The sequence below is a fragment of the Pseudomonas sp. N-137 genome (assembly GCF_034555295.1).
In the GTDB taxonomy this organism is placed as follows: domain Bacteria; phylum Pseudomonadota; class Gammaproteobacteria; order Pseudomonadales; family Pseudomonadaceae; genus Aquipseudomonas; species Aquipseudomonas rhizophila.
Genome location: NZ_JAXUDQ010000010.1, coordinates 590,319 through 597,958, shown reverse-complemented (window position 1 = coordinate 597,958; position 7,640 = coordinate 590,319). Strand labels below are relative to the sequence as shown.

4 protein-coding genes are annotated in these 7,640 nt (G+C 61.2%); 3 read left to right on the top strand and 1 reads right to left on the bottom strand.

The genetic code is table 11. The features are described from left to right. A partial coding sequence (locus T3A99_RS12255) for a retention module-containing protein (RefSeq protein WP_322834328.1) occupies window positions 1-2,372 on the bottom strand: 2,372 nt, incomplete at its 3' end. Between the two features lie 359 nt (window positions 2,373-2,731). Between T3A99_RS12255 and T3A99_RS12250 the strand changes: the two genes are divergently transcribed. The 3 genes from T3A99_RS12250 to T3A99_RS12240 are packed head-to-tail and all read left to right on the top strand — an operon-like array spanning window position 2,732 to window position 7,633. After that, window positions 2,732-4,081, top strand: coding sequence for a TolC family outer membrane protein (locus T3A99_RS12250; RefSeq protein ID WP_322834327.1), 1,350 nt, complete (start codon window positions 2,732-2,734; stop codon window positions 4,079-4,081). 38 nt (window positions 4,082-4,119) lie between these two features. Then, entirely contained in the window at window positions 4,120-6,276 is a 2,157-nt protein-coding gene (locus T3A99_RS12245; protein ID WP_274091384.1) for a type I secretion system permease/ATPase, read from the top strand. Continuing rightward, window positions 6,266-7,633: an HlyD family type I secretion periplasmic adaptor subunit gene (locus T3A99_RS12240; RefSeq protein WP_047230443.1), complete on the top strand. Its 1,368-nt coding sequence runs from the start codon at window positions 6,266-6,268 to the stop codon at window positions 7,631-7,633. The genes T3A99_RS12245 and T3A99_RS12240 overlap by 11 nt, the downstream gene beginning before the upstream one ends. Window positions 7,634-7,640: the final 7 nt, after the last annotated feature.

Below are 7,640 nucleotides of genomic sequence, written 5' to 3'. Positions count from 1 at the left end.
GTGCCGCCTTCAGCCACGGAGGAAGTCGCGGTCAGGCTGACAGTCGACGTATCGATGGTATCGGTGACATCAGTCACGGCCGGAGTCGTGCTCGGAACGAGGTTCTCGAAGTTACCGCCCGTTGCGTTATCGATGCTGACTTCGACTTTGCCAGCGTCTTTGTAGACGTCGTCAGTCGGCGCATTGACGGTCACAGTGCCGGTGGTGGCACCGGCGGCGATGTTGATTACAGCGCCGTTGCTCAGGGTCACGGTGACCGGAGTGCCAGCGGGGTTGGTCAGGGTCGCGGTGTAGACAATCGAACCGCCTTCGGCCACTTCAGTGGAAGCTGACAAACTCAGGCCGGTGGCGTCCACCGAGTCGGTAATCGTCGTCACGGCAGGTGTAGTGCTTGGCACCAGGTTTTCAAAGTTGCCGCCCGTGGCACCGGTAATGGTGGTGCTGACGGTGCTGCCATTGTTGTAGACGTCGTTGGCCGGGGTATCGACGTTGACGGAGCCGGTGGTTTGCCCGGCGGCGATGGTGATGACCGAGCCATTGCTCAAGGTCACGGTCACCGGCGTCTGGGCCGGGTTGGTCAGGGTGGCGGTGTAGGTGATCTGGCCGCCTTCAGTGATGGTATCGCTGGCGGTCAAAGTCAGGCCGGTGGCGTCCACGGAATCGGTGATCGTCGTCACGGCAGGCGTGGTGCTCGGCACCAGGTTTTCAAAGTTGCCGCCAGTCGCACCGCTAATAGTGGTGCTGACGGTGCTGCCGTTGTTGTAGACGTCGTTGGCCGGGGTATCGACGTTGACGGTGCCGGTGGTTTGTCCGGCAGCGATGGTGATGACCGAGCCATTGCTCAAGGTCACGGTTACCGGCGTCTGGGCCGGGTTGGTCAGGGTGGCGGTGTAGGTGATCTGACCGCCTTCGGTGATGGTGTCGCTGGCGGTCAGGGTCAGGCCGGTGGCGTCCACGGAATCGGTGATCGTCGTCACGGCAGGCGTGGTGTTCGGCACCAGGTTCTCAAAGTTGCCGCCCGTGGCACCGGTAATGGTGGTACTGACGGTGCTTCCATTGTTGTAAACGTCGTTGGCCGGGGTATCGACATTGACGGTGCCGGTGGTTTGCCCGGCGGCGATGGTGATGACCGAGCCATTGCTCAAGGTCACGGTCACCGGCGTCTGGGCCGGGTTGGTCAGGGTGGCGGTGTAGGTGATCTGGCCGCCTTCGGTGACGGTGTTGCTGGCGGTCAAGGTCAGGCCGGTGGCGTCCACCGAATCGGTGATCGTCGTCACGGCAGGCGTGGTGCTCGGCACCAGGTTTTCAAAGTTGCCGCCCGTGGCACCGGTAATAGTGGTGCTGACGGTGCTGCCGTTGTTGTAGACGTCATTGGCCGGGGTGTCGACGTTGACGGTGCCGGTGGTCTGGCCCGCAGCGATGGTGATGACCGAGCCATTGCTCAAGGTTACGGTCACTGGCGTCTGGGCCGGGTTGGTCAGGGTGGCGGTGTAGGTGATCTGGCCGCCTTCGGTGACGGTGTTGCCGGCCGTCAAAGTGACGGTGGTGGTGTCCACGGTGTCGGTGATCTGGGTCACTGCCGGTGTGGTGGGCAAGGTCACGGCAATGCCGGTGCCGCCAGTAGTGCCGGTGACCGTGACGCTGATCTGGCTAGGGTCGTTATAGACAGTGTCGTTCGGCGCCAGGGGGACGTTGACGCTGCCGGTCAGTTGCCCGGCGGGAATCACGATCACTGCGCCGTTGGACAAGGTCACGATCAGGTTGGTCTGAGGCGCCTGGGTGACGGTCGCGGTGTAGACCAGCACGCCGCCAGCCTCGGTCAGGGTCGGGGTGGCGCTCAGGGTCAACGTCGAATCAAGCACCGCGTTGGCAGTGGTATCGGCGTCGGTGTCGCCGCCGGTGATGTCATCGTCAGCGGCCGCGGCTGCGCTCAAACCCTCAGTCGGGAACCCGATGGTCGGGTCGACGCTGCCAGCGGTGGCATCCAGCATCACAACGCTGTGGCCGCCACCGGCGGCCCCACCCGTACCTGCAGCAGTGGCGCCAGCGGCGGTGGCTTCAAGGGCGGTCGTCGGGTCGACGCCGGCGGCAATGGCCTGCTGCAGTTCTTCTACCGACGGTGCAGCCTGGGCAGTGGCCTGGGCGAGATCGGTGGAGGAGTCCGGGGCAGTGGCGCTCCACTGGGTGTCGCGACCCAGGTCCAGCGTGCGCCCATCGGCCAGTTCCAATGTAACGGCGCCAGCAGCGCCGGTGTCCAATTGATCGCCTGTGGACAGGCGGTCACCTTCAATGAGCACACGCCGGATGCCTTCGGGGGATACGACGAAAACCTGACCAACAATGCTTTTGACGACGGCAATAACACTGCTCATTGAAGACTCTCCGGGTGCCACGTTCAGTAGACTTCCATGTACCGAACAGCCTCTGGCTGCGCCGGTCTGGACGCTCTTGCTTCGCTAAATAAGGTTGTTTTGACGCTTCATGACGTCAATATTCTGGCTTGGTTTTTTTGATTTTTTTGTTTATGCCAAACTATTGACCTTCTGCTGGCCATCCTAAACAATCGCTTCAGTAATGTCACATTGATATTTAAGCGGCGACCTGTTCTTTCGGTGCATGATTCACTGCCTGTTTCGAACTTTCCGACATACGGTCATCCCGGTTGCCATCATCCGATGCAGCGCCACCTTTCGCTGTGATTCAAGACAAGAGTTTCGGGAATAATCCAACCATGCGTTTGCACCTGTTCAAGGCTTTACCTTTCGCCCTCGCCGCCAGTTTCGTACAAGCACAAACCTTGCCGCAGGCTATGCAACAGGCGCTGGATGTCCATCCTGAGATTCAGGCCGGTGTGAACAGCCGACTGGCGGCGGACTACCAACTCAAGGCCGCTAAAAGCGGCTACCTGCCTAGAGTGGACCTTGCGGCGGGGTACGGTCGCGAAGGTACTGACAGTGTGACGACCCGCTCGGGCAGCAATAATCATTGGGAAACCTTGAACCGTAGCGAGTCCAGCCTGCGCCTGACGCAAATGGTTTTTGACGGTTTTGCGACGTCCAGCGAAGTGGGGCGTCAACAAGCCACCGTGAATGCCCGTGCCTATTCCTTGCTGGACGCGTCCGAGCGCACCGGATTGACCGTTGCCCAGGTTTATCTGGACGTGCTGACCCGACGCGAGTTCGTACGTCTGGCCGAGGAAAACCTCAAGAGTCACGAGCGCATCTTCGATCAAATCAAGCTGCGCACCGACCGTGGCGTGGGCAGCGGCGCCGATCTGGATCAGGCTGAGGCGCGCATGGCCCAGGCCCGCAACAACCTGATCACCGAGCAGACCAACCTGGCCGACGCCGAGACCAACTACCTCAGCGCCGTGGGCCAGATGCCCGACCAGCTGGAACGTCCCGCCGATTTTCTGGCGCTGTTGCCGGCCAACCTGAACGAAGCCCGTGCCCAGATGCTGGAAAACAGCCCGGTGTTGCGTTCCGCCGAAGCCGACATCGCGGCCGCCGAGCAACAGTACGAAGCCGCCAAGTCGAGCTTCTACCCCCGCTTCGACGCCGAGTTGGGCCGTACCGCCGACAACGATCTGGATGGTCAGAACGGTCACAACAACGAATGGCAAGCCATGCTGCGTATGCGTTTCAACCTGTACGCCGGTGGTAGCAACAAGGCGGATCTGGAGTCCAAGTCGTATCTGTCGAACCAGGCCCTGGACATCCGCAACAACGCCCTGCGTCAACTGACTGAAGAGTTGGGCCTGGCCTGGAACGCCCTCAACAACGCCAACGCCCAGGTACCGATTGCCCAGCAGTACGTCGATCACAGCGCCAACGTACGCACCGCCTACCAGCGGCAGTTCGGTCTCGGCGAGCGGACCCTGCTCGACTTGCTCGACAGCGAAAACGAGCTGTTCAGCGCCTCCCGCCGCCTGGCGGAGATCAAGAACGTGCAGTTGTTCAGCCAATATCGGATCAAGGCAACCATGGGGCAGTTGCTCAAAAGTCAGGGGGTTGTCGCGCCGTTGGCATCCGTTGTGCAGAATGACGTCAAGCCCAGGGTCCAGTTGCCTGGGATGAATTGAGTCATCCATCCCGTTTTGATCAGCAAAGAGTGCCCAGCGTGGAATCAGAAGTCAGTCGAGCCGAACTCATCCATGATCCACGCACGCTGCACGACGACCCATTGCTGGACGGCTTGCTGGCGCTTTGCATGCTCCATCAGAAGCCGGCCAGCGCGGCGATGCTCACCACCGGCCTGCCGTTACCCAAGCAACGGCTGAGCGTCGAATTATTGTCGCGAGCGGCAGCGCGTGCCGGTCTGCAAGGCCGGGTGCTGCAACGCAGGCTCGAGCAGATACCGACCATCGCCATGCCGGCCCTGCTGTTGCTCAAGGATGGTCGTAGCGCGGTGTTGCTCGGCTGGGTCGGCGATGACCAGGCGCGTCTGCTGCTCAGCGAAAGCGATGGCGGCGAAGTGACGGTCAGCCGTGAACTGCTGGCCGACGACTACAGCGGCAAAGTGTTCTTCGCTCAACCGCAACACAAATTCGACGTGAACCACGGCACGCTCATTCCTCGGGCGCGTTCGTGGTTTCGCGACACGCTCAAGCGGTCGCGCTGGCTGTACGCCGACGCCATCGCTGCCAGCTTGCTGATCAATATTATCGCCATGGCGGCGCCGCTGTTCGTGATGAACGTTTACGATCGCGTGGTACCGAACCAGGCCGAGTCCACCCTGTGGGTGCTGGCGATCGGTATTACCGGCGCCTATGTGTTCGACCTGATCCTCAAGATGTTGCGCAGCCTGTGCCTGGACCTGGCCGGCAAGAAAACCGACCTGATCATTTCGGCGACGTTGTTCGAGCGCATCGTTGGCATGGCCATGAAGTATCGCCCGGCACGGGTGGGCAGCTTTGCCCAGAACATCCATGAATTCCAAAGCCTGCGGGACTTTCTCGCCTCGCTGACCCTTACCAGCCTGATTGACCTGCCGTTCACCTTGCTGATTTTCATGGTCATCGCGATCCTCGGCGGGCATCTGGTATGGATTCCGGTGCTGGCCTTTCCGATTGCCCTGCTGATCGGCTACGCCTTGCAAAAGCCCCTGGTGGCGACCATGGAGCGAACCATGGCCCTGGGCGCCGAGCGTCAATCCAGCCTGATCGAAACCCTGGCCGGTCTGGATGCGGTGAAGGTCAACAACGCCGAGAGCGAGCGCCAGTATCAGTGGGAACAAACCATCGGCACCCTCAGCCGCCTCGAGCTGCGGGTCAAGATGCTGTCCGGCCTGGCGATGAACATCACCTTGCTGATCCAGCAGTTGGCCGGGGTGATCATGATTGTCTTCGGCGTCTATCAGATCATTGCCGGCAACCTGAGCATGGGTGGGTTGATCGCCTGCTACATGCTCAGTGGCCGCGCCCTCAGCCCGTTGGCGTCGCTGTCGGGTCTGTTGACTCGCTATCAGCAGGCGCGGGTGACCATGGTTTCGGTCGATCAGATGATGGAGCTGCCCCAGGAGCGCAACTTCGAAGAGCGCCCGTTGAGCCGTAAGGTCTTGCAGGGTGCCATCGAATGCCGTCAGTTGAATTTCACCTACCCGAACCAGCAGAACGCTGCGCTGAAGAACATCAACCTGGTGATCAAGCCCGGGGAAAAAATCGGCATCATCGGTCGTAGCGGTTCGGGCAAGAGCTCCCTGGCCAAGTTGCTGGTGGGGCTGTATCAACCGGACGACGGGGCGCTGTTGGTGGATGGCGTGGACATTCGTCAGATCGACGTCAGCGAGCTGCGCTACAACATCGGTTATGTGCCGCAGGATATCCAGCTGCTGGCCGGTACCCTGCGGGACAACCTGACCTCCGGCGCCCGTTACGTCGAGGACGAACTGGTGCTACAGGCCGCCGAACTTGCCGGTGTGCACGAGTTCGCGCGCTTGCACCCGCAAGGCTATGAACTGCAAGTTGGCGAGCGCGGGCAGAACCTGTCCGGCGGCCAGCGACAGAACGTCGCCCTGGCCCGCGCGCTGCTGCTCAACCCGCCCATCCTGCTGTTGGATGAACCCACCAGCGCCATGGACAACACCGGTGAGGAACGCTTGAAACAGCGCCTGGCCGCCGTGGTGGAAAACAAGACCGTGCTGCTGGTGACGCATCGGGCATCCTTGCTGTCGCTGGTGGACCGCCTGTTGGTGATCGACCGTGGGCAGATCCTCGCCGACGGCCCGAAAGCCGCGGTGATGGAAGCGTTGAAGAAGGGGCAGATCAGTGTTGCTTAAGTCGGGTTTGAAAAATGCCGTGGGCCGCTATTTCAAGGGTTCGGACTCGCTGCATGGCCAGCCTCTGCCTGAGGTCAACAAAGCCCTGATCGAAGACGCTCCGCGAGTGGTGCGGCTGACGATCTGGGGGATCATCGGCTTCTTTGTCTTCCTGTTGCTGTGGGCCAACTTCGCGCAGGTCGACGAAGTGACCAAGGGCGACGGCAAGGCGATTCCGTCGTCCAAGATCCAGAAGATCCAGAACTTGGAAGGCGGGATCGTTGCCGAGCTGTTTGTCAGCGAAGGGCAGATCGTCGAGGCCGGCGCGCCGTTGATTCGCCTGGATGACACTCGGTTTGTCTCTAATGTGGGGGAGACCGAGGCTGATCGCTTGTCCATGTTGTTGCGGGTCGAGCGGCTGAGTGCCGAAGTCGATGACCGGCCGCTGAACTTCCCGGAGGACGTGCTCAAGGCGGTTCCGCGCCAGGCCGCCAGCGAAGAGTCGCTGTACATCAGCCGCCGCCAACAACTGCACGATGAAATCGGCGGGTTGCAGGAGCAGTTGATCCAGCGTCAGCAGGAGTTGCGCGAGTTTGTTTCCAAGCAGTCGCAGTACCGCTCCGCCCTGTCGTTGCAACGCCAGGAGATCAACATGTCCGAGCCGCTGGTAGCCCAGGGCGCGGTGTCACCGGTGGAAGTGCTGCGGCTCAAGCGGGCTGAAGTCGAAACCCGTGGGCAACTCGACGCCACGACACTGGCGATTCCCCGCGCTGAATCGGCGATCAAGGAAGTGCAGCGCAAGATCGATGAGACGCGCGGCAAGTTCCGCAGCGAAGCCCTGACCCAACTCAATGAGGCGCGTACCGACCTGAACAAGGCCCAGGCCACCGGCAAGGCTTTGGAGGATCGGGTAAGCCGTACACTGGTCACCTCGCCGGTGCGGGGTATCGTCAACAAGTTGCTGGTGAACACCATCGGCGGGGTCATCCAGCCCGGCAGTGACCTGGTGGAAATCGTGCCCCTGGATGACACGCTTCTGGTGGAAGCGAAAATCCGTCCCCAGGACATCGCCTTCCTGCACCCCGGCCAGGACGCCACGGTGAAATTCACCGCGTACGACTACACCATTTACGGTGGGCTGAAAGCCAAGCTGGAGCAGATCGGCGCCGACACCATCACCGACGAAGACAAGAAAACCACTTACTACATCATCAAGCTGCGCACCGAGCGCAGTCATCTGGGCACCCCTGAAAAACCCCTGTTGATCATCCCGGGCATGGTGGCCTCGGTGGACATCATCACCGGCAAGAAAACCGTACTCAGTTACCTACTCAAACCCATCATCAAGGCCCGGGCCGAGGCGTTGCACGAGCGGTAGTGTTTGA

Excerpts from the sequence above, each read along its gene's own strand:
- T3A99_RS12250 (WP_322834327.1), top strand. The coding sequence starts at position 2,732 with ATGCGTTTGCACCTGTTCAAGGCTTTACCTTTCGCCCTCGCCGCCAGT.